The organism is Bacillus spongiae (assembly GCF_037120725.1).
Lineage (GTDB): Bacteria > Bacillota > Bacilli > Bacillales > Bacillaceae_K > Bacillus_CI > Bacillus_CI spongiae.
In genome coordinates, this window is the sequence record NZ_JBBAXC010000003.1 from 42,973 (window position 1) to 69,159 (window position 26,187).

The following is a 26,187-nucleotide window of genomic DNA, read 5'->3' on the forward strand; positions in this document are numbered from 1 at the left end:
AAATTATGAAGAATACAGCTATCTCCGTTAACGATCTACATGTTTCTTATTACGGAAATGAAGCAGTGAAAGGGGTCAGCTTATCCATTAAGTCTGGTGATCTTGTGGGAATTATAGGGCCCAACGGCGCAGGAAAGTCAACGTTTTTAAAAGCAATGTTGAACCTTATTCCAAGAGATAAAGGCGATGTAGAAGTGCTCGGTAAAAGCATAAAAGAAGTACGAAAAAAGATTGCCTACGTCCCACAGCGTAATGATATTGATTGGGATTTTCCCATTCGTGTCCTTGATGCCGTGCTTCTAGGTACATTTCCTAACCTAAAGCTTTTCAAACGACCGACGAAAAAAGATAAGGAATGGGCAATGAAATGTTTAGAACGAGTCGGTATGGAAGACTTTAGTAAACGCCAAATCGGTGAACTATCAGGGGGTCAGCAGCAGCGTGTATTTTTAGCACGAGCCCTCGCTCAAAAAGCGGAATTATTTTTCCTTGATGAACCATTTGTAGGGGTTGATGTATCCAGTGAGGAAACAATTGTCAAAATATTAAAGGAACTGACCGACCATGGGAAAACAGTCATCGTCGTTCACCATGATCTCAGTAAAGCCAACGACTATTTCAACCAACTCATCCTACTAAACAAAGAATTAATAAGCTTTGGTGAGGTTAGCGAGGTTTTTCAATCTGATATCATCGAAAGAGCTTACAAAGGACAATTTGCTTTTATGAAAGAGATAGGGGTGTAATGAATGGCTTTTATTGAAGCAGTTATGCAATATGAATTTTTACAAAAAGCATTATTAACGTCCATTATGGTTGGAATAATCTGTGGAGTCATCGGATGTTTTATTATTTTAAGAGGAATGGCTTTAATGGGAGATGCAATTTCCCATGCTGTATTACCGGGAGTAGCAATTTCATATATGCTCGGAATCAACTTCTTCTTCGGGGCCGTACTTAGCGGAGTTGCTACAGCTATCGCAATCGGATTTGTCAGTCAGAACAGCCGAATTAAACATGATACATCAATTGGAATTATGTTCACAGCAGCCTTTGCAGCGGGAATTATCGTTATTACGATGCTGAAAAGTAGTACCGACTTGTACCATATTTTGTTTGGTAACGTTCTTGCAGTTCGAACATCTGATATGTGGATTACACTCGGAATCGGCATTGTCGTTTTATCCCTAGTGTACCTCTTTTATAAAGAATTATTGGTTACATCTTTTGATGAAACGATGGGAGCTGCCTACGGATTACCTGTTCGCTTGATTCACTATTTTCTTATGACTCTCCTAACAATGGTGACGGTCGCTTCTTTACAAACAGTAGGGATTGTACTTGTTGTAGCGATGTTAATCACTCCAGCAGCTGCGGCATACCTTTTAACAGATCGTTTATCAATCATGATTTTCCTTGCGGCGGGAATAGGAGTCATTTCCTCCGTTGTAGGACTCTATTTCAGCTTTACTTATAACCTAGCTTCCGGAGCAACGATTGTCATTTCTGCAACGGTAATTTTCATTTTTATCTTCCTATTTTCACCAAAACACGGGTTAATATGGAAGCAATTAAAAATGATGAAGAAAAGAGCTTCACTTACTTAATTATTCATTCTATAAATATATTGAATTTGGAGGAAAATTAAATGGTTAAGAATCGGTTTTTTCTTATCGTCGCTACATTTATATCCCTTATGTTGTTATCTGCTTGTGGAAATCAGGAAACAAATGGAGGTACAGAGGAAGATTCAAATAAGCTTCAAGTCGTTACCACCTACTCGATTGTTTATGACATCGTTAAAAATGTGGGCGGAGATTTAGTTCAGATACACAGTTTAGCGCCAATTGGATCAAATCCTCATGAGTATGATCCACTGCCTCAAGATGTGAAAAAAACGACGGATGCCGACGCGGTTTTCTACAATGGCCTGAATTTAGAAGCAGGAAATTCTTGGTTTGATAACCTGATGGAAACGGCAGGAAAAGACGGTAAAGATGCACCTGTTTTCCTAATGAGCGAAGACGTTGAAGTCATGTATTTAACGACGGAAGGAAACGAAGGAGAAGAAGACCCTCATGCATGGTTAGATATTAGAAATGGGATTAAATATGCTGAAAATGCAAGAGATGGATTGATTGAAGTCGACCCTGAAAATGAAGAGGTCTATGAAAAAAACACGGAGGAATATATTGCTAAACTTCAAGAATTACATGATAATGCCATTCAGCAATTAGGTGAAATTCCTGAAGAAGAGCGTGTTCTTGTCACAAGTGAAGGAGCATTCAAGTACTTTAGTGAAGCTTATGGTTTTCAGGCTGAATACATTTGGGAGATTAACCAGGAAAACCAAGGTACACCGAATCAAATTACGAGAATTGTAGATATTATAAACGAAAAAGAAATTACAGGTTTATTCCTAGAAACGAGCATTGATGCCCGTAGTATGGAAGCAGTATCAGCAGAAACCGATGTTCCGATTATGGGAAAAGTTTTTACAGACTCACTAGCTAAACCAGGTGAAGATGGTGATACGTACCTTTCGATGATGGAATGGAATATTAAGACCATCATGGACGGTTTAAAGAAATAATTATAAAAGACTACCCACTCTGAGTGTACAGAGTGGGTAGTCTTTTTCATTATCTTTGTATTTTAATCAACCCTACGTTTTCGATAAATAATTACGGTTGTAACGATCGATATAACGACCCACGCGAGTAGTATAAGGATGTTTTCGATGATTCCACTAAATCCTTTTCCATTGTTTAAGTCAACCCATATAGTGTTTAATGCTTCATTGGGTAAATAATTTATAATCATTAAAGCAGTTTCATTTTCCACCAGTGACTTAAAGCTTATTCCAAATATCAATAATACAGGCACTCCAATAATACTCGTGTCCATTACTGTCCTTGAAATCAAACCAATAATAGTTCCAATTGCAAGATAAAAAGCCAAACCCAATAGCACACTTACTGAAAATAACGGCGGTGATGGTACATTGTAGCCAGATAAAAAAACTGATGCAATAATAACAATGGATGCCAAAATAGCAGATAATGCGCATTTTCCTAAGAAAATTTCAGTTGTACTGGCAGGCGATAATATCAACCCTCTTAATGTATTTTTCTCTTTTTCTTCTGCCACCATTGCAGCTTGAATTAAAGAACCTACAAGGACAAGCGACAGAATGATTGGATAAGTATTATAAATGGCACTTTCTGCACCTATGCGACCTAACCATACTGCAAAAACTAAAGGGATTGCTAATGTAAAGAGAATGTAGTTATTTTTTTGTAGGTCTTTCCAATCCTTTATAAAGATGGAATTTACTCGTTTAATTGAAAAGTTCATCATAAATTCCTCCCTGTTATTTGAACAAAAACATCTCCAAGAGTCGGCTCATTTGAATGAATCGTCAAGATCTGCCCATCCTTCATATATTGGTAGATTTCCTTTGCTCCATCTTCATCTTTATTCACAACAATAGTACGATTTCCTTTTAATAAAAGTGAAATAGAGGTGTTTTCTTTTTGTAATTTTACATTTTGAGGTGTATCAAGTAACATGATTTCTCCATCATTTAAGAAAGCAACTCGATCACAAAGAACTTCGGCTTCTTGCATATCATGGGTTGTTAAAAAAATGGTTGTACCTTCTTGATTCAACCTTTTTAGGCCCTCATGAATATGCTTTGAGTTGACCGGATCTAAGGCAGAAGTTGGCTCGTCTAAAAAGAGTAGATCAGGTTTATGTAAAATCGCACGTGCCAATGTAATTCGCTGCTTCATTCCTTTTGATAGTTTTTGAACAGGTTTCTTCGTTTCTTCTGTTAGATTAACGGCTTCAAGAACCTCGTTAATTCTAGCCTTGTTTACATCATATAAATCGCAATATAATGCAAGGTTATCATATATGCTAAGCCGATCGTAAAGACCACTATTATCTGTTAAAATGCCGATTCTTTTCATATATGTATGGTCTTTTAGTTTATGTATGGGTTCTCCAAACACTTTGACTTCTCCAGCTGTTGGATAAAGCTGAGCTGTTAAAAGTTTAATTGTTGTAGTTTTACCGGAACCACTTGGTCCTAAGAAACCAAATGTTTCTCCTCTTTTCACTTCAAAGCTGACATTTTTTAAGGCAACATTATTATCAAATGATTTAACAAGTTCTTGAACTTCAATAACATTTTCCATTTTCGTTACTCCTTTTTTAGTTTTTACTTTCTTGATTCAATTTCTCATGAGTGGAACCCAGCAGTAAATTCGAGGTGAAACGAGTATTTCAAAAGTTGAATGGAGTATTTTTCACCTACTTATTAAATTGAGACAAATCCTACCTTCTTACTTTGAATATTCGATAAAAATTAATCGTATTCCTTTGTATCATATTAATTATTTTAATTTTCGCAATAAAAAATTTATTTAGGAATAGTTTTCCCCGTATCAAAATCCTTGAGGTAGCATGATGACCTCTTTCTAACCTCAAGGTTCATAGATTATAACTTTTGTAGCAGTATTCCTTACCCTTAATTCATGGTAAATGAGGAGCCGTCTACCCTATTTCTAGCTACCTGCTTTATCATAGATACCGTCGACCTTTCTACTGCCTTCTTCTTCGAATTTATATTCAAAGGGAGAACTTTAACTGAATTGATCGTTTGACTAGAGAATGATCATAGGGAAAGGCGCTTGTTTTGGTTCCTTTTTTTCTGTTGTAAATAGAGACTCTACTGTTTTTTAGATCAGATTAGGTTTGACCATTGTTCATTCGTCTAAAAAAAATCTTGCGCACTAACATATAAGTGATTTATTATATAAGTGGTTGATTATATAAAGGGACGTGAAGTCAATCTTCTATAGGGAAAACGCTGTTTAATTAGGTCACTCTCATTTAAGGTTGCGGTCATTGTTCACAAAGGATAGGGAAGAATTGAAGGAAAAAAGGAGTGGAGGTAGGTCATTTGATTAATGTGACAATAGAAATGAATGCTGCTGCTACAATTTTAAAGTTATTAGGTGATAAAACAAGATTAACAATGGTAAAGATGCTTGATACTAATGATTATTGTGTATGTGAGTTTGTTGAAATTTTTCAGACTAGCCAACCTGCCATTAGTCAACATATTCGAAAACTAAAGAATGCAGGTTTAGTGAAAGAGACGAGAAGAGGGCAGTGGATTATCTACTCTTTGAACAAAGATACGGAATATTATCCTCTCCTTCAAAGTGTGCTTCAGCAGCTTCCTAATCAGGATGATCGATTAAAAGCATTAGAAAGACAAGGTTTACGAATTTCATGTGAATAAATGGAGGATTTGGCATGACATCAGTTATTTTAGCATCTGTTATCTTTTTAATTACATTAACACTTGTCATTTGGCAACCGAAAGGGCTGTCAATTGGTTGGTCTGCATGTGGAGGGGCTCTATTAGCTCTGCTTGTGGGAGTTGTGGATTTTCAAGATGTATTAGATGTTACTTCTATTGTATGGAACGCAACGTTAGCGTTTATTGCTATTATTATTATTTCATTAATTTTAGACGAGATTGGTTTTTTTGAATGGTCTGCGTTGCATATGGCAAGAGCGGCAAAAGGAAACGGGGTTCAAATGTTTATATATGTCAGTATATTAGGTGCGATCGTAGCGGCCTTTTTTGCCAATGATGGTGCAGCCCTAATTCTGACACCTATCGTACTAGCGATGGTTCGAAATTTGAATTTTAGTGAGAAGATGGTCTTTCCGTTTATTATGGCGAGCGGTTTTATTGCAGATACCACTTCGCTTCCACTCGTTGTCAGTAATTTGGTAAATATCGTATCTGCAGACTATTTTGGAATCGGATTTGTCGAATTTGCATCGAGAATGATCATTCCAAACTTTTTCTCATTAGGTGCAAGTATATTGGTTTTATATTTATTTTTCCGGAAGAGCATCCCAAAGAACTATGATATCGCTCAACTGAAGCAGCCAATCGATGCTATACGAGATAAGAAAATGTTTTCATTATCATGGGTTATATTAGGCGTGCTATTAATAGGCTATTTTTTAAGCGAAATGCTAAGTATACCAGTTTCCATTATAGCCGGTGTTGCCGCCATTTTCTTCTTACTTATGGCTAAAAGAAGCGATGTAGTGAATACTAAAACAGTTGTAAAAGGAGCACCTTGGGCCATTGTTTTCTTTTCAATTGGCATGTACGTGGTCGTATACGGCTTGAGAAATGTTGGCTTAACCTCCGTATTAGCAGATGTGATTCAAGTAACAGCAGATCAGGGATTATTTGCGGCAACAGTAGGGATGGGCTTTATTGCGGCGATTTTATCTTCTATTATGAATAATATGCCGACTGTCATGATCGATGCCCTTGCGATTTCGGATACCAATACGAATGCAGTGGTAAGAGAAGCTCTAATTTATGCAAATGTGATTGGGTCTGATTTAGGTCCAAAAATTACACCGATTGGTTCTTTAGCAACATTATTATGGCTTCATGTGCTGTCTTTAAAAGGTGTAAAAATTTCATGGGGAACCTATTTTAAAACAGGAATTATCTTAACAATTCCTACATTGCTCATTACACTTGTAGGACTATATATTTGGTTATTAATCATTCATTAATAAATTCATATTGAAAATAAAGGAGAATTACGATGACGAAAAAAACAATATACTTTTTATGTACTGGGAATTCTTGTAGAAGCCAAATGGCAGAAGGGTTTGCGAAAAAATATTTAAGCGACGAATGGGTTGTGAAAAGTGCTGGACTCGAAGCACATGGCTTAAATCCAAATGCAGTTAAAGCCATGAACGAAATAGGGATTGATATTTCTACGCAAACATCGGATGTCATCGACAATGAAATCTTAAATAACGCCGATTTAATCGTTACCTTGTGCGGTCATGCAGCAGACAATTGTCCTGTAACACCACCCCATATTAAACGAGTTCATTGGGGATTTGACGATCCTGCGAAAGCAGAAGGAAGCGAAGAAGAGAAGTGGGCATTTTTTCAACGAGTTCGCGATGAAATAAGCGATAGAATCGAGCATTTTGCTAAAACAGGAGAATAATAAAAAACAGGTTAAGAGCACAACTCTTAACCTGTTTTTTATGATAAAGACCCATGTTAGTTAAAATGAAAAAATAGATTCAACCCATTCAGGGTGATCGATAAAAGGATTTCGATTTCCTTGGTAGTTTGTATAAATAACATCGTTTCGATTTCTTTCAAATGCATCTACTGGATCTGACTCATGCCACTCTAATAGTGTCGAAAGTTTACCCATAAATGGAACGGATCCGTTATTAACAAAATCGTTTAATTCAAGGTCAACTTCACCGGTGACATCTCCTTCATATCGAACGGCCATATAAAAGAGCATTCGCGCTACGTCGCCTTTCACTTCATCACGGGGTTCCCATGAATCACTATCGGAATAATTTCCATTAGCTTCAGAGTGAGGTGAACCACCATTATCAAAATCTTTATTTCCCCTTGAACTGTTAACGGTTACATCCGTTGGTCGGAGATGGTGTAAATCAGTTCCTGCTCCCATTGAAGTACCAAAATCACCATGAGATTTTGCCCAAACGTGTTCGCGATTCCAATCGTCTATGTCCCCGCCATTTTGATATTTATCTTGGGAACGACCGGTATAGAGAAGAATAACATTATTAGAATTATTAGGGTCTTCGTCAGTATGGCGAAGCGCATCCCAAACGTTAGAGTAGGAAAGCTCAACATGGTCATCAATAATATCATGTAAGGCTATTTTTAAAGAATTACCGGTTTTTCCAACCGCTGTAAGATAATAAGTAGAGTCAAAAGGAGAAGTAGTACTAGTACTTGTAGTAGAATCAAACTCAATTTCAGAAACACATTTAACGCCTGCATGAGAAAAGTAGTCAGTTAAACAACCTGTTAATTTTATTTTTTTCCCTAATATGTCTGGGTTAGATTTCAATCCGAATTCCGAGCGATAATTGGAAGGGATTTGTACATAAATCATGTTTGAAGTATTTTGTTCTTGTGAAGAATTAGCAATAGCAAGAGCATAATCATCTGGATAATTTGAAGTAATGACAGTCGTTGTAGAAATAGGTTTTCCTGTTATATACCCTTCTACTGAATAGGAAGAACCATCTTGAAGGTTCATTGCTTGGTTGACGTCAAGTGGAGAAGACCAGGAACCTGTTCCTTCAGCTGAAATAGGTGGAGATAAGCTAAACGAGCCAATACAAAGAATAAGGACTAATAAAACAATGGATGATTTGAAGCCTTTTAAATAAGTATTCACGTTTCCAACTCCCTATAAAAATATGATTTATTGCTATGTCATCTGTATCATAACAGAAAAATGTTGAAGAATGGCGAAAATATTGTAAATATACATTAAATTTTGATTTTACTTAAAATAAATCTCAATCCTTTAGTGAGATGAAGGGAAGTGGTATAAAAAAAGGAATCATGCAATAAGCATGATTCCTTTACAAGCAAGTACATATAGTTAATTAGAAGTTCCAAATTTATTAAAAGGGAAAAATCGCAATTTTACTTCTCCGACAACAGCTTCTGAGTCGATCGCACCTAAATCTCTGCTATCGAGACTATGGTTACGATTATCACCTAAAACGAAATATGAGTCCTCTGGGACTGTTGCACTAAAATCTTTTGTTAACATATGATTTTCCTGCTTTAGTGTATCCAAATAAGGCTCTTCGTACTTTACCCCGTTAATAAACAATGTGTCATTTTTCATTTCAATTTTATCACCAGGTAGACCAATAACGCGCTTTATGTAATCTGAATTAGCAACTGGAGAATTGAAAACAATAATATCGAAATAATCTATATTGCTAGTTTTAGATATAATAAGTCGATTATTATGCTGATAAGTTGGCATCATCGACTTTCCTTCTACTCTAACTGGGGAAAATAAAAATTCGCGACAAAGGAGTGCGATAACTAAAGCTAAAATGATGGATTTTATCCAGGACCTTATCTCTTTTTTTGTGTTTTTCTCCATTTATATAACCTCCAATAACATTAACATTTTGTTTTTAAAAGTAAGAATTTAGCAATAATATGTATGGTAAATATAATAACCTACTATTTCATTTGTTTCAAATGCTTCTTATCTCTTTTCTCTTTCAATGAATAAGCGCAATCAATCGTACGGTTCAATAGAATCGAAAATTTAAATCGAGTTTGAACATTTGTCCAAAGTAAAATCAATGGTATAATGTCATGTAGATTGTTTAGATGAGGTGACAAAACATGGGAGTTCATGTCGTATTATATCAACCAGAAATACCAGCAAATACAGGAAATATTGCTCGCACGTGTGCAGCAACGGATACTACCCTTCATTTGATTCGTCCTTTAGGATTTTCAACAGATGATAAAATGCTAAGACGCGCAGGGTTAGATTATTGGCAATATGTCAACATTGTGTATTACGATTCATTAGACGAGTTTTTTGAGAAAAATGAAGGCTCAGAATTTTTCTATCTAACAAAGTTTGGCCAAAAGCCTCACTCGGATTTTGATTATAGTAATAAAGAAAAGGATTACTTCTTTATGTTTGGCAAAGAAACGACAGGCTTGCCGAAGGATCTATTAGAAAGAAATAAAGACCGTAGTTTACGTATTCCAATGAATGACAATGTCCGTTCTTTAAACCTTTCTAATACAGCAGCAATATTAGTATACGAAGCGTTGAGACAACAAAATTACTTGCATTTACGCTAAATAGGAACGGAACGTGGAGATTCACGTTCCGTTCTTGCCTTTTATTTTATCAGTATCTTGCACTTATACATAAAGAAAACAAGCGTATTCATTACCTCTTTTGTGCGTCTCCTTCAGTAAATGAACAGAAAAAATGATTTCTTTCACCTCAATACGCTATCAATGGAATTTTGAAGCCTTTATAGTAGACGCTTATTTAGAAGTTGATAATAAGAGGGGGAAACGCGCCATATAACCGAAATTGGCAAATCTTAAATAAGTTTTCAAATTTTAGGGGGAGTACGAAAACCGAGAAAGGAAATGGTATGAATTCTTTTTTCGTCCGTTTTCATCTTATTTGCAACGCTCCCTACTAATGATTGATAACTTAAGAGGAAATCGATTTTGTATGACCTTGGTCAAATTAAGTAATCGTGAATTTTGAAGGACGTTTGAACATAGTGTGCTGTAGACTAGAATATATTATTTTTTAATAGAAGGGTTGTTTTCAAGTGCATACAAAAACAGCGATTGTTACGGGGGCATCAAGTGGATTTGGATATGTAATGGTTTTTGAGCTAGCAAAGGCTGGTTTTCATGTGGTGGCAACTATGAGGGACCTTAAAAAATCTAAACGTCTATTGGATGAGTTAAAGAGTAGCGGTTTACAAGACCGGGTAGAGATTGAATATGTAGATGTAACGAAACAAGAATCAATTCATCAGTTAGCTGAAAAGTGCTCAACTTATAACAGTGTAGATTTACTTGTCAATAATGCAGGCTTTGCAGTTAGTGGCTTCGCTGAGGAGGTAGAAATTGATCGTTACCGCCAGCAATTTGAAACGAATGTATTTGGTTTAATGGCGATGACGCAGGCTATTCTCCCTATTATGAGGAAGCAGGGAAGCGGTCGAATTATTAACATGAGTAGTATTTCTGGTTTGGTTGGATTTCCAGCTATATCCGCTTATGTATCTTCAAAGCATGCAGTTGAAGGGTACAGTGAGTCGTTACGTTTAGAATGTAAGCCATTCGGTATTGAGGTCGTTTTAATTGAACCCGGTTCATATGCAACGAATGTGTGGAAAGTAGGGAAGGCCAATACAGCAGGAGTGGGGAATAATGCTTCTCCTTATGCCAACCATTTAATAAAAATCGAAGAAAGGCTAGCAAGGGAAGAAAAAAAACTTGGGAATCCGTTAGATGTTGCAAGGTTAGTTGTGTCGATTGCAAACAAAAACAATCCAAAGCTTCGATATAGTATTGGTAAAGGTGTAAAACTGACTGTATTTATGAAGTATTTACTCCCATGGAATCTATGGGAGAAAATCATTTTACGATTATTATATAAGTAGAGTAGTAGAAAAGCGGTGATATATAGTTAATCGGGGATAAAGCTTCGAGATGTGGAATTGCTTATCATCATTAGAAATTGAATAGGATAATTCTTTGCTCAATTAAGAGGGGTTATTTGATTATAGAGGCTGAAACCTTTTGTGCATCTGTCTTTTTTAGGACCATCTTATCGCTATTAATTGGGAGGGCATTTTATGAACGAATTAAAAGAAAAAATTGCCATTATTACAGGAGTGAGCCGTCTTAAAGGGATTGGAGCAGCGATTTGCAATGAGTTAGCTGAAGCTGGATATCATGTATTTTTCACCTATTGGACTGAGTATGATAAAAAAATGCCTTGGAGTATTCAGCTAGATGAGCCAATAAAATTAAAAGAAGAATTAGAAAGAAAAGGTGTTAAAGTATCGTGTATGGAGTTAGATTTAACCCATATTGAAGCACCTGAACAGCTTTTAAATAGAGTTATTGACCAACTTGGTTATCCTGATATTTTAATTAATAACGCGGCTTACTCAACTAACAATGATTTTTCTAATTTAACTGCTGAAGAATTAGATAAACATTACATGGTAAATGTTCGTGCAACAACCTTATTAAGTAGTCAATTTGCTCAAAGGTTTGAAAAGCAATCTGGTGGAAGGATCGTCAATATAACTTCTGGTCAATTTCAAGGACCTATGCCTGGCGAATTAGCCTATGCAACAACAAAAGGGGCAGTTGATGCATTGACTATTACTCTATCAGCTGAACTTGCTCCTTTAGGAATTACAGTTAATGCAATAAACCCAGGTCCAACTGATACAGGATGGATGACAGAGTGCATCAAAGAAGAATTAAAACCTATGTTTCCATTTGGTAGAATAGGTGAACCAAAGGACGTTGCAAAATCCATAAAATTTCTAGTGAGTGATGAAGCAGATTGGATTACAGGTCAGATTATTCATTCAGAGGGTGGATTTAAAAGATAAAGCCAACTGCTCTATAGTCTTATGGTTAACGCTAAAAGACTTGAAGGTAGAATAAAATGGTTAAACGGAAAAGCAGCGATTTTGATTAACGTTTTGCTGAATCTAACTCATACTAATTTTTTCTAAATTAGTATGAGTTAGATGTTTTTCATTCATTTTGAAGCTTCTTTTAAAGAGTAATAGACTTTATTCATCAGGCCGCAATATTAAGAAATAAACTTTCCTCCATGGTAACAGTAGTAAACAGACGCCTGTAGTTTTTTTAATTTATCCAAAGAGTTTGTTGCATCATCCATATTTAAGCAAAACTGTGGATTTGCGACGATTAATGTATCCTGATGATTTACAGCAGCATCGCCGGTGATTACACAATTTATATTTGGAAAAAATAATGAAATATGTCCTGAAGTATGTCCAGGTGTAGATATAATTTGACATTGATTATCCATAATCATGTCGTGGTCCTTCACGGTTTTATTAACAGGTAAATGCTTTATATTCTTTAATTGTTTAATAAACTGTTTCCCAAATTCTCTTTCTGATTCAGGCATGGTTTGAATCAGCTGTTCTGCTTGAATGAGCCTTTCTGATTTAACCTTCCCACTTATAAACTTTGCTTCAACCTCACTACTGATAATGTTCACCGAAGGATAGTTCATTTTAAAATCAAATAATGAACCAATATGGTCATCATCATAATGGGTAATAATAATATTGTTTAAATTTTTTACATCATGTCCAAGACGAATAATCTCTTGTTCAATTAGTGGCAAAAATCCCGCATATCCCGTATCAACAAGAGTCAATTCCTTATCTTGAATAATGAGTGTTGGGTGGATATAATCGATTTTTCCATTAAATTCAACTGGTATTGTAAGTTCTTTAATTTCTAATTCCTTCACTTTATTTTCCCCCTTTTCCTGAATATTAGAGAAATCTTATCTTAATAATGCACTGACGTAAATGAAAAGAACATCTACATTTGTTCATAAAATACAACTTGTTACACACTATTTATTAAGACCCGCACTTGCTTATTTAAGTTAAGTCTACAACCTGTCCTATTTCATGATAATAGATCTTTAAAAGGGACTACTTATTCTATAATTCTTGTTGTTCTTTAAACAAGAAAAACTCCCTTATTAGCGCACCTATACATATAGAAGAAATTATAACTGAAAAAAGCATTACACTTCGAACGAAAAAGTATGGTGAAAATAATACTTGAAAGCTTCCTATGATACTATATATTCCGAATATAATACTCCGAAATATAAGTTGCGGGTTTGTCATTTTCCTTCTTTGCTTTTCCATTTCCATTTGTTTTCCCCTTCCTTTCTGTTCGATAACTCTTTTTGCTCTTCAATTCATGCTCTATGACCCCATAAATAAGTATAATTGCTGTTCCTATTGTATATTCGAATAAGATGTCGTAGTTTGTTTAAAAGGCTTTTGATCGTAATAAACAATAACGGGAAGGAAGAAGGCAATACCTGCTGCAACCACTTGAATTGGTCCACCGATTAAGTAAATTTGGTGAACACCTATTACATCAATTAGCCAGCCGCTAAGAGCCTGTGCAAGTGGCGTTATACCTTGCGCAACGACTAAAATTACGCTATACACTCTCCCTATTAAATGCTGGGGGATGATGCTCTGTGATATACTTTGCTCTAAAATGCCGAGGGTTGCTCCTGCTCCACCTATTAGCCCAATTAGGAGAGCTACTTGCCAATGGTTTTGAGTATATCCGATGAATAGAATAAACATTCCTTGAGCAAATAGTACGGCCATCATGAGTCGAGGGTGCGGTTTCTTTATTACGATAACAACTGCTAGCAGAACAGACATGATCATTCCACCAATTCCTAGACTAGCAGACATATGCCCTAACCCTTCTGCACCAACCTTATATTCTTTAGCTAAGAATGGTAAACCAACTGTAATTGTGCTCATTGCAGCATTACCAAACAACGCAGTGATAATAATGACAAGCAATAATCGGTTACTTAACACAAACTTCGCTCCTACTAGTAGCTCAGTCATAATATTCTTTTGCTTTTCTTGCTTAACCAAAGATTTCTTTGGTTTAAGTCTTAAGAAGAATAATGTTAGAGCAGATAGTAAGAAGAATAACCCCGTTACACCAAAGCCAAAAGTAAAGCTTATTAGCCCAATTATTCCCGCACCTAGTAGAGGTCCCAAAATAGCGGAAGCTTGCCACGTGGCTGTGAGGACACTATTTGACTGGGTATAGTGATGTTCATCCACTATTCTTTGCCTCATTGCCGTAATGGATGGCCAGTAAAAGGCGTCGACAATCCCAAAAGCTACCCCTAAACTAAAGAGAATAGGTACATGTAGGTTGTTAATAATGGATAAAAACACAAAAATAAATAATATCACTGCTCTTAATAAATCAGACCAAAACATCACAGCTCTCGGGGAAACTCGATCGACAACAATTCCGCCGATTATCATGAATATTACCCTTGGGACACCAACAAATAATAGAAAAGTACCCATTGTTACTCCAGAACCAGTTTTCTGCACAATAAACCATGATGTGATTAAGATAAATATGGCATCCCCTAAAGCAGAAAATAGGTACCCAAGCCAATATAGGACAAAGTTCTTTTGTTTAAATAACTTCCAACGATTCAATAGATTCACCTCGTACTCCGTTAGGTCACTATACTACAGTCCATGTTAAAGCTATAAGAATGATTAAAAAAATGATATTCAAAAATACAAGATATTCACTAAACGAATTGAAATTCCTTTTTCTTGAGAAGAGGAAGAAGCAAATTATTTGGAATATGCTCTCGACAAGCTAGATTCTTTTCATTTAGGTGAATACTTCTCGATAATGAATGAATTCCCTATCATTTTGGTAAAATTTATTGTTAACTCCATTTTATACTAAATGAATAAAGATGACCTGTATGAAATCAATCTAAAAAATAAAGATGATAAAGAGTTTGTAATTCTTAAGATAATCAAATCCGATGCGAATTTATATAAATTTATGAATAACATTAAATAAAAAAGTCCAATTTCAATTCTGAGAAATTGGACTTTACTAATGTCATCAATACTAAATGTATGCCCTGAATGTAAAGACAGATGGTATAGGTAGCGCTTTGTAAAAGGTGTCTAATTATTTTGTCTTTTCACTAAATTATTGATCGAATTTTGGTTTACAAAGGGCATAATTGGCAATATTTCAGATATTCCTTTTTTAGAAATGGCATCTAAGGCGAGTTCATTTATTAGTGATTTATCGATAAAGGGACAAATAGATATTATGGAGGCTATTCCATTCTCATTGTAACTTTTTTTGGTAAACTCAATTAAACTTTCTTTACTGATAAAAGGAGCAAGCGGTGCTAAAACTTCGATTCCATTCCTCTCAAACTCTTTGAGTGCACACTCATCGATTACTTCTTTACTGATAAAAGGAGCAAGAGGTGCTAAAGCTTCGATTCCATTTCTCTCAAATTCTTTCAATGCACACTCATCGGTCACTTCTTTACTTATATAAGGAACGAGCGGTGCTAAAGTTTTGATTCCATTCCTCTCAAATTCTCTCAGTACACACTCATCGATTACTTCTTTACTTATATAAGGAGCAAGAGGTGCTAAAGTTTCGATTCCATTCCTCTCAAACTCTTCCTTAGCATACTCATCAATTACACACTCGCTTAAAAAAGGAGTGAGAGAAGCAATATCATTTAATGTTAGTTCATCTTTAAGCTTATAAAAAAATGTGTCAGCTTTATCAAATTGGATTAATGGTGCAATATTTATAAATTCTTCTACAGATACTTCATTTTGTTCTAAAGAAATATCTCTGTCATCAATTATATTTTTCAATAGCTTTGTTCCCTTCTCATAACCGAGAATTTCATCAATGCTAACGTCAAATATTTGAGAAAGTTCCGGTAGTTTAGATATATCAGGCATCGTTTCGCCGCGCTCCCAGTTACTAATTGCTTGAGCACTAACCCCTAGTTTATCTGCCAGTTGTAGTTGAGTAATTTCATTGCCCTTTCTTAAATGTGCAAGCTGTCTTCCAATTTTTTTAATATCAAACATTCATATCAACCTCCCATTAATTTGTAATGTTATTTTAGCTCCATAAATGTGGCTGTGTCTATCAAGTTATACTTGAGTTATAAGGCAACTAACACTTCACATCATAAAAGAATACAGACGTCATATTTGAGAAAAAGACTCTTAACGGAACTTTAGTGAATGAAAACAATATGGGGAAAACTCATTACTAACCTCTCACTAAATTATTACTTTACCAATAAGGAACAATTCAAGTATTAGTTGATATGCAGGAGTACTGTTTAGTTGTTACATCAAATTGACCAATTTGAAACAAGCTAATATAGGAGCAGAAGTGTATTATTTGTAAAATATCTTGCTTTGAATAGGAAATAAAATCACAACGTTTTTCCATTTATGTTTTGTAAAGGGGGGTTCAGTGAAAGAAAATATTTAAAGAACGGTTAATTGACAATAGGGTTATTCAAGGAATAGGTGATATGTTGAAACGTTATACTGTTTTATATGTTAAAAAAGTGCAGATATAAGAAGGAAGGTATTTACATTACGGACAGGTAGTGAACCATAAAAGTATAGATGATTCTATATTGAAAAGTAATAGGTAGTATGTTAAAGTTTATAAAATTAACAATTATATAATAACTCAATGAAGTAGAGAGTAGTTTTATGGACTGATTTAGCGAATTAGGGAAGGTTGGAGCCTAATGCAGTACATTTAATGAATCGCACTACCGAGAGGCTTTTCTGAAACTAGTAGGAAAAGACGGGGTTAGTCTCGTTATATAGATAAGTGGTAATTTAACAATTAGAGTGGTACCGCGGGATAACTCTCGTCTCTTAGGGATGAGAGTTTTTTATTATTTTTAGAGGTGATTCTTATGATTAAGAGATCTATATGTATCTTTCCAAGTCTAGAAAACGGAAATGAGATTAATAAACTACGAAGAAAATATGATCCACTACATGACCTGATTCCACCACATATCACATTAGTTTTTCCTTTCATTAGCAATTTGAGTTCTAATCAGATGAATGATCATATAACAGAGGTTTTAAAAAAGGAGAAGTCATTTGATATTTACTTACAGGGAATAACGGGAGCAGATGAAACTTATCTGTTTCTTAATGTAAAAGTGGGAAATGACACAATTATTAGATTGCACGATAAACTGTACTCTGGAATACTACAGGAATTTTTATATAAAAGAGTTACTTATATTCCTCATATAACTGTTGGTAGATTCAATAATAAAACAGACTTTGAGAAGGGGATAATAGATACAGTGAGTTTTGAAACTAGCTTCAAAACAAATGTAAAAGAAATAGTTGTTGAAACGATAGATAAGGAAGAGAGGTCAACGGTTGAATCTATATTTAAGTTAAATGATTAATAGAGGGAGTGAATGGTTATGACTGTTTATCCATTGCCTTTACAACAAGGTGACTTAATCGGAGTTACATCACCATCGTCTGGTGTTACATCTGAATATGAATGGCAACTACAAAATGCTGTCTCGCAATTAAGCGAATTGGGGTATGAAGTAACATTTACCAAATCAGTACGTGGAAATAATAAGCTAAGAAGCACAACAGCAAGAGAGAGAGCGATAGAGTTTACTCAGTTATATAATAATAGTCAAGTAAAGGCGATTATACCAAGTGGCGGAGGGGAATTCCTTATGGAAATACTCCCCTATCTTAACTTCAAAGAACTAATCGAGCCGAAATGGATACTAGGATACTCAGATATCAGTACCTTATTGTTACCATTTACATTAAATACAGGCTTTGCTTCTGTAAGTGGTCCTGTTTTTATGGACTTTGGTTATACTCCAGTAGACCGTTCATTAATGAATGCCTTGAAAGTGCTAAATTTAAAAAAAGATGAACACTTTTCACAGAAAAGTTATTCTCTATTCCAAAACAATAGGATTAACTTCAACAATACAGATATACCAATGTTAAATTTGACTGAAAGTGTACTATGGAAGTCATTAGAAAAAAAGGAGTATCTAACATTCGAAGGAAGAATTATTGGTGGATGTATGGATACTGTTTGTAAATTAATTGGTACTCCTTTTCTTCCTATAAGAGACTTCATAGAAAAATATAAGCAGGAAGGTATTATTTGGTATTTTGATAGTTGTGACATGAATGCAGCAGATATTTATAGGACTCTTTGGCAAATGAAATACAATGGTTGGTTTCAATTTTGTCAGGGGATTCTAATAGGCAGACCAGAAGGATATAGTGATGTCTTTGACTTTACTTTTTTTGATGCTTTAAGCGATGCTCTTTCAAGCCTGGATGTACCTGTAATTTATGATGTTGACATTGGTCACAAGCCACCGCAGATGTCTATAATAAATGGTTGTTATACAAAGGTAGAATTTGTTAAGGGAGAAGGGCTTATTAAACAGTTTTTAATTTAAGTCATATCTATTTTAGAAAATTTATCATTGACGAAAATTAATTAATTTCACCACGTTTTTCTCTATTTATAGGCAATTTCATGGAGTAACTTCATGGAGTAACTTCATTTTGATTCATGGAAAGGTTCAAACCAACAATTTATTGTTAGGACAACCTTTATGATTACAATAACACTAGTATCATAGAAATCGATAAAATACCATTAGAAGTTCACTTTGTTCTTTTCAAAACGTAATTAATGCACTGCGTTAATTACTTGTGTGCAGTTCTATTTAGATTAATAGAAGGAAAAAATAAACGTAAAGTTGAGAAAAAGAAATATAAAAGGCGGAACCTCAACGAGGAAGGTTCCGTCTCTTCAGGATTACGCCCATCTTTTTAATGTTGGTAAAACGCCTTCCATCATTTTTCGAGCTTCAGCTTCCTTCATGCCCTCCTCAACGAGGTGAGGGACACAGATGTTCACCATTTCGTTCATCGTGACATTTGCAGTGAATACTCCATTTTTATAACAATATACGCAGTACTCTTCATTCTTGGATCCATCTTGATTTGTCCCAAATAATTTTTCATTTTCCATTGGCATTGCACAACTTTGACATACGGGTTGGTTCATTTTCATTCCTCCTAAATAATAAGGTCTAAGCTTATTATAGGAAAGGAAATACGACACCATTATGTCGTAATTACGTATATTTTTTAAAGATTTTTTCTGCTCGCTCCTTGATGATGGATCGAATGTGCTCCGGTTTGAGTACTTCCACCTGGTCTCCGAAATGTAGAATCATACCATAAACCCATTCATCTTCAGGATAATATTCAGTGACATAGATGAACCCATCTTCGTGGAATTCCAAGCGATCAAGGTCGAAATAATCCTCCAGTTGATTGAGCGCTTGTTTTTGGAACTTGAGCCGTAACATGATTCTTTCACATTCATCATGAGTAAAGTCGAATGGCGGTACCTTTCTATTTGGGTCAATCCTTCTGTCTGTAATTTGTACGTCATGCATTCTACCTATTTTAAACAACCGATAATCCTTTCGTAGGTTACAGAATGCATATACATACCACTTATTGATTTTTAATATAAGGGAAATCGGCTCAGCTTCGCGTGAAGTGAAATTTCCATTGATATCGATGTATTGGAAATGAATGACCTGCTTGTTATCAATGGCGTTTTGAATTGCATTCATTTTATCTTGCCTTTTAAATTCAGGTCCCCAATTACTAAAATCGAGAATTAGAGATGGGTAATCTAAAGTTGGTTGGCTCATTTTTATGGTTGCAAGTTTTTCTATGATGTTTTTTAAGTTCTTATCGTCATAGGCTTTATACACACCGTCTAACGCTGTCATAAGAAGTTGATGTTCTACGTTATTAAAGTAGCTATTATGAATCTTAAAGCTTTCCAAAATGGAGTAACCACCGTTTAGACCTTTTTCTGAAACGATAGGAATCCCCGCTAGTTCAATGGACTCCATATCTCTTTGGATCGTTCGGACGGATACCTCGAAATAATCCGCCAGCTCTTTTGCTGTCATCTTTTTCCGATTCAAGAGTTTAATAACAATGGCGAGTAAGCGCTCTGTCTTCATGGATCATCACCCCAAATTTTTAACTACACACATTGTATCAAAAAATTGTGGATCTTTTGAATAACGATAGTTCGTTAAGTTTAAAACCTCAAACTTTGGATTCCTTCTGATAGATGTCCAGAGTGCTAAAGTTCGACTACCATTCTCCTAAAACCTTCGCAATCATTAACAACTGAATTTTGATCCCATACCCGACACTTCCCCCTTAATTTAATTATGGAGAGTTGACGAATCGGTGTGCATACAATCATACTAACACCATGTACATACTCTATTATGTTATTAAGGAGGTGATATATCATAACTAGTGAGTATAGTAGACTGGTAGTGGAGGAGAAAGGATTAGATCTTCACCTGTGACAAAAATAATCTTCTGGGCTTTTTCACGGGAATTGTGTAGCGAATAACGTTTAGGAGGGAAAAGTGGTGAATAAACAAATGAAAACTCGTTCCACCTTTGGAAAATGGTTAGATTCACAAGGGATTAAACAAGAAGATTTTATGAAGAAAAGCGATTTATCCCGTAGCACAATGTCAAAACTCTGTAATGACAAAGAATATATTCCATGTACGAAAGTGATGCAGAAGGTACTTCATACAGTTCAAGAGATTGACTCTAGGAAAAAGATAACGGATTTATTTAAAATATGACCCCTCGGTATCCTATTTTGATTTACTCTAATAGTGGATGAGATTGTAAATTTGAATAAAAAGCTGCGTTTTTTAGCAGTAGTGTTAAACATGTATATGAAAGCAAGTATTATCTAAATATGAGATATCTTATAAATTAAAATTCTATCAATGACTTTACGATTCTTTTGTAAGGGAAAGTTAATGTTGAAAATAGTTCTAGACGGCAACCTTATGGAAGAGTTGCTCAGGAAAAATTGATAATGGTTTTTTGTGTAAAATATCCTATTTTTATACGTTATCATGTAATAAAACAACAACTAAGTAACTAATAAAAAAGTAATATTAAATAAATTGAAAAATTAGTATATTCTTTTTGTTCGAAAAAATCAGGTTTTCGTAGGATGGTTTCGTTTTTTGTTGTATGGTTCAATTAATTTAGGAACTCTACTACATCTACCTATGATAGTTTATGTTAACTAACATAATTAACCTTAAGGGAAAACGAATTCACCCTTAATATTTGGCAAGTAAATTATGTTAAGAAATGCCACACACCACGACAAATTTCATCGGATTCAACACATCACACACTTTTTATTAAAGGAGGCGACAAACAAAATTCGGAAATGAAGTTGGTTTGATAGGTGTAGTTTAATAGTTTCGTTACCATTATTAACAAGTTCAAAACAGGAGGTAGGAAGAGGATAATGTGACAAAAGGTCATTATGCTTGAAGAACAGATAAAACAATAGAATTGTATTGTTTTGCCGTAGTGAATTGTTATATATTATAGTTAGTGCTCACATTCTTAATGTCTTTATCGTTTTTGGAAATGGTTAGGTCGATAATTAATTCCACAGGAGGGTTCCAAATGAACTTTAAAAAAACGATTAGCTCATTCACGCTGGCAGCCTTGATAGTGTCGCCATTTTCATCTAATATAGCTGCAGCAGAAACAAGTGATCAAAATCTTGATATCGTTAATAATAGTACAAGGAATGGAAATCTGTCTTCAGCAAAGGCGTATACACAAGTTTTAGAATATGGTGATAAAGTAGGGATTAACTACAGGTTTTTTTATCCTTATAATGGTGTTATTACACTAGGATTGGGTAGTCATGAGGGAGATTGGGAAGGTCTTCAGTTAATAATTGATAAAAACAAAAACGAAATTATTGATGCAAAATATAGTCAACATGAAGGCTCTGAATGGAACCTTTCAAATGCAGCTATTGCTCCGTTTGCCCCTATCGGTGATGGTGAACAATATGCTGATGGAAAGAACTTTTCAGTTGATGTAAATAACAATGGACAAGTTGTTGAGGTCCATGAGTCAGAATCAGGTGGAGAACTATATGTAAAGACGGGTAGTATAAAATCTAATGGTACGATTGAATGGAATGGAGCTCGTAGATATGAAAACGGAGGGAAAAACCCTTCAGCCGCTTTATTAGATGATGGTACCGTGATTGCGACTCATCAAAGTGAGTCTTCCATCTCACCTAATCTATATTCCTATGTTGGAAAGATTGAGGGGACAACAGTAGAATGGAACGATGGAGATAATAGCGGGGATAGATATGATAGTGGGAAGAATACGACTATTGATGTGACAAATGATGGAGTAGTTGTTGAGACGCATGAAAACCAAAGTGGTGGTAATTTATATATACGAACGGGTCAGGTTGTCGGCGGTGCTATTAACTGGAATTCCTCTCGTAAATACGATAATGGTAAGCGTTCTAGTATAGCAGTAAACGACGATGGGGATGTTGTTGAAACGCATGAAAATGAAAGTGGCGGCACATTATATAAATATACTGGCCGAATAAATAATTCAGGGACAAAAGTCAACTGGGATCAAGGAGATTTCAACGGTGATCGATATGATAGTGGATCAAATTCATCTGTCACTCTAGCAAATGATGGAACTATCATTGAAGCACATGAAAATCAGTCGACAGGAAAACTTTATATAAGTAAAAATTTCAAAGATACAACTAAAATTTCTGAACAAGCTTCAGCTGTGAAGCCTAACGTATCAATTGGAACAGATACAAAGAATTTTGTATTATTAAAAACGGATATTAATAGTACAGATGGACAAGATATGCACAGTACAGCTTGGACAGTACTCGATAGAGAGAGACCTATTATGTATTCAGGTATAAATTCACATGCAAACTATAATTACGCGGGTGATATTACGAGGGACGATGCTTTTGGTTCTGCCCTTTTACCTGAGGAGACCGATCTTGGTCGAGTATGGGATATTAGTCAAAATTTCGAACTATTAAGTTATGAGACCAATAATAGTTTATATCATTGGTCTCAGCAGTTTGAAGGGAAATGGGGAAAAAGTTCTAATAGCCCAACATTTAGTCCAGGTAAAGGCTGGTTTAAAAATAATGATCATGTAAATGCTCCTTCAAGTAACGATGTTATTGATTTAACTACTGAAGATTATGAATCTGCAGCAGATTATGCAGAAGAGTTTGCCCCGAGTGTATTCTTGCACAGAAATGATGACTATCGACCATCTTCCATTGATTGGTTTTTAAATCAGGTCGAATTATGGGAAGGGTCTACTAAGCTTTTAAATGCTGGTGAGGTAAATAGATGGTCTTTAGTTGGAGAAGATGTGAATGTTTCTCTAAGTGTTGACACATTTAATCATTCAAACAATACGACAAGTGAGAAAACAGGGGAAACATACAATGGAAAAGCGGTAGTCGAAGTAAAAGCAAATGGAGCTAATACTACAGACTATGTAAACCAAACCATTTATATAAACCCCAATGGAAATACGTATACCTTTGGTGTATGGCTAAAAACTTCAGATGGTTCACCTTCACAGTCTGTCACTTTACGTATGAGAAGTCAGGGAAATAATGATGGTGGCAATGGAGATAATGATTATGCTACAACGTTCGATATCACGAATGAATGGGAGTATTATACAGTATCACATTCCTTTAGTACATCTGCAGACTGGCTTAGAACAACCATTTATCCAGCTGGATTCCAAGAAGGACAAGGAAGTATTTTGACTGCTGGAGCAGATATTCAACAGGTAATTCAATAATTATTCTACAAAACATTTATTTTAAGTAAACGTCAAGTAACCCAGAATACATTATATTTTGGGTTACTTGACGTTTTGTTTTCTTTTTTAAAGTTATTGAGCTGTACTTATTAATAACAATACTTATTCCTTGGCGAGCTATAATTTGTACCATTTTTCATTTTAATAGATAGCCAGAGACTGAAGCATCATCTCTTTTATATAAGCATTGTGGCGTTATTTCTTTTATAAACTATCAAATTCAAAGACATTTGAAAAAAAGACAGTTATTTTGAAATAATTGGTAGTAGGGGAAGCCTCTCTCTATATACAACCGATAAATTGTATGGAGAACGGTAAGGCTTATTATCTTATTAAGTATTTTCGAAAAATGATCTTAAAGAGGGAGAAGTGAAAAAAATGACAAATAAAGAGTTTCCAATTATTGAAACAGAAAGACTATATTTAAGAGCAGCAGCAAAGGATGATGCCAAAGACATGCTTATTTACTTGTCTGATGCAGAAGTTGTCAATCATATGGGATTAGAGCCTTTCAAAACGATAGAAGACGTTTGGGATGAAATTAACTGGTATAACTCCATCTATAATGAAGGTACAGGTATTAGGTGGGTCATTACTCTAAAAGATGAGGGTAGGGTGATTGGAAGCTGTGGATTTTTAAACAGGCAAATGAAACATTATCGTGCTGAAGTTGGATATGAAATGAACAGAGATTATTGGGGGAGAGGGATAGCAGGCGAAGCGTTGAATGCCGTTCTTCGCTATGGTTATACCCACTTTTCATTGGAAAGGATTGAAGCCTTAATAGAACCTGCAAATATTTCATCTCAAAAACTAGTAGAAAAACAAGGGTTTATTAGGGAAGGTTTACTAAGACATTATGAATATACTCGCGGAAAATTCGATGATTTATATATGTATTCCATTATAAAAGCAGAATTTAAATAAGGAGGTGTCTTTCACTTCGATTTCAATCAAGTAGTAAATGAAACATCATTTGAGAGTTTCATTTGCATTCCTAGAAAAAGAAAAGCATATAAATTAGTCAATGTGATAGTCAAAAGAAATAGACAATTAGTCTTGAGGTGCAGAAAAAATCACCCTTAAGACGGAATCTACTTCTCCTTGAGGCATTTATAATGAAATTAACTTATTTCGGAAGGATGATTCATGGTGAAATTAATGAATGAGGTACAGTTACATGATGTGATTAAAAATATTTGTAAACAACGTCAACTACCAGGCCTTTCCATCTGTATATCGGATTCTTCTAATCGAACCATTACTTCTGCAACAGGTGTTCGCAGCATTTCTACAAATGAACCTTTAGTAGTTACTGATCGCCTAAGAGCAGGAAGTATTACTAAAATCCTAATCGCCACATTGATCCTTAAACTTCAAGAACAAGGAATCGTTCATCTTGAAGATACGATTGAAAAGCATTTGCCAGGCATACTACTGAAAGCTGATAAAGTGACAATTCGGGAATTACTTAATCACCGAAGTGGATTGCCAGATTATATTTGGAGTGATGAAGAAGGGACTAAATTTATTCAGCATGCTGTATCGGATTTAAATACAAAGTATCTTCCCACTGAACTGATTCAAAAAATTGGGGAAGATAACCTTCAATTTGAACCAGGTCAAGACTATAATTACAGCAATTCAGGGTATATATTACTTGGGATGATTATAGAAAAATGTACGGGTGTCTCGATTCAAGAAGCTTTGAATCATTATATATTTTCTCCATTAAATTTACAAAATACGTATTTCCCTCATGAATTTGCTGTTGATGGACCTCATGCTATAGGACATTCAAAAGTAACAAACGACTTTAGTGAATTAACGGAAGAAATTAATGCGGAATTCTCTATGCTCAATGTTTCTCTTATTTGGACGGCAGGAGCTCTTATATCGGTTCCTCTTGAGATAAATAGTATGGTAAAGGCTATTTTTGAAGGACACATATTATCTGAAGAGTCATTAAACGAAATGTTTGTATTTCAACCAATAAACGAAGAAAACCAGTATTATGGATTAGGTGTGCATAAGTATGTATTGGAAGACAATGTTCAAGCCATTGGTCATCAAGGTGGAATATATGGTTTTGAAGCCGTTACATTAAAATTTTTAGATTCCGGATTGTACGTAACAGTCATGATTAATCAAATGCCTGCAGGCGTTGTTTCTATTGCTGAAGAAATTGTTCAATTAATTCAATAAAATGAAGAAACCCTATCTATAATAGAAAGTTTTACTACGAATTCCTTTTCCTAGTTTGAGTTGGTGGAAGAA

General features: G+C 35.0%; 24 protein-coding genes and 1 other annotated feature. Of the genes, 15 read left to right on the forward strand and 9 right to left on the reverse strand.

Features of this window, described 5'->3' with window-relative positions; genetic code table 11:
• The first annotated feature begins 5 nt into the window (after positions 1 to 5).
• From WAK64_RS04460 to WAK64_RS04470, 3 genes are read left to right on the forward strand one after another with little or no spacing between them, the layout of a single operon-like run.
• Positions 6 to 746 (forward strand): metal ABC transporter ATP-binding protein, encoded by a 741-nt coding sequence (locus WAK64_RS04460; protein WP_336585743.1) that lies wholly within the window; start codon positions 6 to 8, stop codon positions 744 to 746.
• Positions 747 to 749: 3 nt separating this feature from the next.
• On the forward strand, positions 750 to 1,607 hold the full coding sequence (locus WAK64_RS04465) for a metal ABC transporter permease (RefSeq protein WP_336585744.1): 858 nt from the start codon (positions 750 to 752) through the stop codon (positions 1,605 to 1,607).
• 41 nt (positions 1,608 to 1,648) lie between these two features.
• On the forward strand, positions 1,649 to 2,593 hold the full coding sequence (locus tag WAK64_RS04470) for a metal ABC transporter solute-binding protein, Zn/Mn family (protein ID WP_336585745.1): 945 nt from the start codon (positions 1,649 to 1,651) through the stop codon (positions 2,591 to 2,593).
• 62 nt (positions 2,594 to 2,655) lie between these two features.
• On the opposite strand, the gene WAK64_RS04475 is transcribed toward WAK64_RS04470, so the two are convergent.
• Together WAK64_RS04475 and WAK64_RS04480 are read right to left on the reverse strand one after the other, a co-directional pair.
• The gene (locus WAK64_RS04475; RefSeq protein WP_336585746.1) at positions 2,656 to 3,360 is read right to left on the reverse strand and encodes an ABC transporter permease; all 705 of its coding nucleotides are present in this window, start codon (positions 3,358 to 3,360) and stop codon (positions 2,656 to 2,658) included.
• Positions 3,357 to 4,202, reverse strand: coding sequence for an ABC transporter ATP-binding protein (locus WAK64_RS04480; protein ID WP_336585747.1), 846 nt, complete (start codon positions 4,200 to 4,202; stop codon positions 3,357 to 3,359). Before WAK64_RS04480 ends, WAK64_RS04475 begins: the two co-directional genes overlap by 4 nt.
• Positions 4,203 to 4,990: 788 nt before the next feature.
• Here WAK64_RS04480 and WAK64_RS04485 point away from each other — a divergent pair.
• The 3 genes from WAK64_RS04485 to arsC are packed head-to-tail and all read left to right on the forward strand — an operon-like array spanning position 4,991 to position 7,079.
• Positions 4,991 to 5,314: an ArsR/SmtB family transcription factor gene (locus WAK64_RS04485; RefSeq protein WP_419465895.1), complete on the forward strand. Its 324-nt coding sequence runs from the start codon at positions 4,991 to 4,993 to the stop codon at positions 5,312 to 5,314.
• 14 nt (positions 5,315 to 5,328) lie between these two features.
• Entirely contained in the window at positions 5,329 to 6,627 is a 1,299-nt protein-coding gene (locus WAK64_RS04490; protein WP_336585749.1) for an arsenic transporter, read from the forward strand.
• A 32-nt stretch (positions 6,628 to 6,659) separates the two neighbouring features.
• Positions 6,660 to 7,079, forward strand: coding sequence for an arsenate reductase (thioredoxin) (arsC, locus tag WAK64_RS04495; RefSeq protein ID WP_336585750.1), 420 nt, complete (start codon positions 6,660 to 6,662; stop codon positions 7,077 to 7,079).
• Between the two features lie 60 nt (positions 7,080 to 7,139).
• On the opposite strand, the gene WAK64_RS04500 is transcribed toward arsC, so the two are convergent.
• Complete coding sequence (locus WAK64_RS04500) at positions 7,140 to 8,306, reverse strand: endonuclease (RefSeq protein WP_419465890.1); 1,167 nt, start codon at positions 8,304 to 8,306, stop codon at positions 7,140 to 7,142.
• Positions 8,307 to 8,516: 210 nt separating this feature from the next.
• Positions 8,517 to 9,035: a signal peptidase I gene (gene lepB / locus WAK64_RS04505; protein WP_336585751.1), complete on the reverse strand. Its 519-nt coding sequence runs from the start codon at positions 9,033 to 9,035 to the stop codon at positions 8,517 to 8,519.
• Between the two features lie 251 nt (positions 9,036 to 9,286).
• On the opposite strand from lepB, the gene trmL reads away from it, so the two are divergent.
• The 3 genes from trmL to WAK64_RS04520 all read left to right on the forward strand — a co-directional run bounded on the left by trmL (position 9,287) and on the right by WAK64_RS04520 (position 12,063).
• A complete protein-coding gene (trmL, locus tag WAK64_RS04510; protein ID WP_336585752.1) occupies positions 9,287 to 9,760 on the forward strand; it encodes a tRNA (uridine(34)/cytosine(34)/5-carboxymethylaminomethyluridine(34)-2'-O)-methyltransferase TrmL in 474 nt (157 codons plus the stop codon).
• Between the two features lie 491 nt (positions 9,761 to 10,251).
• A complete protein-coding gene (locus WAK64_RS04515; protein WP_336585753.1) occupies positions 10,252 to 11,094 on the forward strand; it encodes an SDR family oxidoreductase in 843 nt (280 codons plus the stop codon).
• 195 nt (positions 11,095 to 11,289) lie between these two features.
• Positions 11,290 to 12,063, forward strand: a complete 774-nt coding sequence (locus WAK64_RS04520; RefSeq protein ID WP_336585754.1) for an SDR family oxidoreductase — start codon at positions 11,290 to 11,292, stop codon at positions 12,061 to 12,063.
• Positions 12,064 to 12,269: 206 nt separating this feature from the next.
• On the opposite strand, the gene WAK64_RS04525 is transcribed toward WAK64_RS04520, so the two are convergent.
• The 3 genes from WAK64_RS04525 to WAK64_RS04535 form a co-directional block, all read right to left on the reverse strand.
• Positions 12,270 to 12,965, reverse strand: coding sequence for an MBL fold metallo-hydrolase (locus tag WAK64_RS04525; protein ID WP_336585755.1), 696 nt, complete (start codon positions 12,963 to 12,965; stop codon positions 12,270 to 12,272).
• Between the two features lie 505 nt (positions 12,966 to 13,470).
• The gene (locus WAK64_RS04530; protein WP_336585756.1) at positions 13,471 to 14,727 is read right to left on the reverse strand and encodes an MFS transporter; all 1,257 of its coding nucleotides are present in this window, start codon (positions 14,725 to 14,727) and stop codon (positions 13,471 to 13,473) included.
• 492 nt (positions 14,728 to 15,219) lie between these two features.
• Positions 15,220 to 16,161, reverse strand: coding sequence for a helix-turn-helix domain-containing protein (locus WAK64_RS04535; protein WP_336585757.1), 942 nt, complete (start codon positions 16,159 to 16,161; stop codon positions 15,220 to 15,222).
• A 616-nt stretch (positions 16,162 to 16,777) separates the two neighbouring features.
• Positions 16,778 to 16,981, forward strand: a binding site (T-box leader).
• 37 nt (positions 16,982 to 17,018) lie between these two features.
• Between WAK64_RS04535 and WAK64_RS04540 the strand changes: the two genes are divergently transcribed.
• Both WAK64_RS04540 and WAK64_RS04545 read left to right on the forward strand, forming a co-directional pair.
• Complete coding sequence (locus WAK64_RS04540) at positions 17,019 to 17,531, forward strand: 2'-5' RNA ligase family protein (RefSeq protein ID WP_336585758.1); 513 nt, start codon at positions 17,019 to 17,021, stop codon at positions 17,529 to 17,531.
• 18 nt (positions 17,532 to 17,549) lie between these two features.
• Entirely contained in the window at positions 17,550 to 18,572 is a 1,023-nt protein-coding gene (locus tag WAK64_RS04545; protein ID WP_336585759.1) for a S66 family peptidase, read from the forward strand.
• A gap of 365 nt (positions 18,573 to 18,937) precedes the next feature.
• Here the strand turns inward: WAK64_RS04545 and WAK64_RS04550 are convergent, their stop codons facing one another.
• The gene (locus WAK64_RS04550; protein ID WP_336585760.1) at positions 18,938 to 19,189 is read right to left on the reverse strand and encodes a zinc ribbon domain-containing protein; all 252 of its coding nucleotides are present in this window, start codon (positions 19,187 to 19,189) and stop codon (positions 18,938 to 18,940) included.
• 70 nt (positions 19,190 to 19,259) lie between these two features.
• Positions 19,260 to 20,171, reverse strand: a complete 912-nt coding sequence (locus tag WAK64_RS04555) for a helix-turn-helix transcriptional regulator (protein WP_336585761.1) — start codon at positions 20,169 to 20,171, stop codon at positions 19,260 to 19,262.
• 426 nt (positions 20,172 to 20,597) lie between these two features.
• On the opposite strand from WAK64_RS04555, the gene WAK64_RS04560 reads away from it, so the two are divergent.
• The 4 genes from WAK64_RS04560 (at position 20,598) to WAK64_RS04575 (ending at position 26,115) form a co-directional block, all read left to right on the forward strand.
• Positions 20,598 to 20,822 carry a helix-turn-helix domain-containing protein gene (locus tag WAK64_RS04560; RefSeq protein WP_336585762.1) on the forward strand — a complete coding sequence of 75 codons (225 nt, stop codon included), beginning with the start codon at positions 20,598 to 20,600 and terminating at the stop codon, positions 20,820 to 20,822.
• An 853-nt stretch (positions 20,823 to 21,675) separates the two neighbouring features.
• Positions 21,676 to 23,889 carry a hypothetical protein gene (locus WAK64_RS04565; protein ID WP_336585763.1) on the forward strand — a complete coding sequence of 738 codons (2,214 nt, stop codon included), beginning with the start codon at positions 21,676 to 21,678 and terminating at the stop codon, positions 23,887 to 23,889.
• A gap of 399 nt (positions 23,890 to 24,288) precedes the next feature.
• The gene (locus WAK64_RS04570) at positions 24,289 to 24,837 is read left to right on the forward strand and encodes a GNAT family N-acetyltransferase (protein ID WP_336586009.1); all 549 of its coding nucleotides are present in this window, start codon (positions 24,289 to 24,291) and stop codon (positions 24,835 to 24,837) included.
• 222 nt (positions 24,838 to 25,059) lie between these two features.
• Complete coding sequence (locus WAK64_RS04575) at positions 25,060 to 26,115, forward strand: serine hydrolase domain-containing protein (protein ID WP_336585764.1); 1,056 nt, start codon at positions 25,060 to 25,062, stop codon at positions 26,113 to 26,115.
• The last annotated feature ends 72 nt before the right edge of the window (positions 26,116 to 26,187 follow it).